The following is a 520-nucleotide window of genomic DNA, read 5'->3' on the forward strand; positions in this document are numbered from 1 at the left end:
CCTGCTGGTGGGCCTGGGTCCGGTCGGCGCAACCGCGGCCAACCTGCTGGGACGCTACGGCGTCCGTACCCTGGCCATCGACAAGGCCGCGGATATTTTCACCGCGCCCCGAGCCATCGCGCTCGATAACGAAGCGCTGCGCATACTGCAGATGGCAGGGCTCGAGGACGGCGCGTTCGATACGCTGGCCATCGCCAAGGTGCAGATGCATTCGCCGTTGTTCGGCAGATACGCGCGTGCAAACACAGCGGGCACCAAGGACTGCCACCCGCAACTGGTCACGTTCTTTCAGCCAGATCTCGAAGGCGCCTTGCGCGCGCGCTTAAGCCGCTACCCCTGCGTGAGCATCGCTCTCGGCGTCGATCTCACCGGTTTCGACGACGACGGCGAAGCGGTGCGGTGCACCGTGTGCCTTCCCGGCGGCGACACGGCCACCGTGCGCGCGCGCTATATCGTGGGCGCGGACGGCGCCAATTCTCTCGTGCGGCGCCACGCCGGCCTTGCCTTCGCCGGGAAGACC

At 67.5% G+C, this 520-nt stretch carries 1 protein-coding gene; it reads left to right on the forward strand.

Going from position 1 to position 520, the window contains the following annotated elements; translation table 11 throughout:
* Position 1: 1 nt before the first annotated feature.
* A partial coding sequence (locus ACYP5B_RS37660) for an FAD-dependent monooxygenase (protein WP_459572973.1) occupies positions 2 to 520 on the forward strand: 519 nt, incomplete at its 3' end.

The sequence above is a fragment of the Cupriavidus sp. 8B genome (assembly GCF_054589115.1).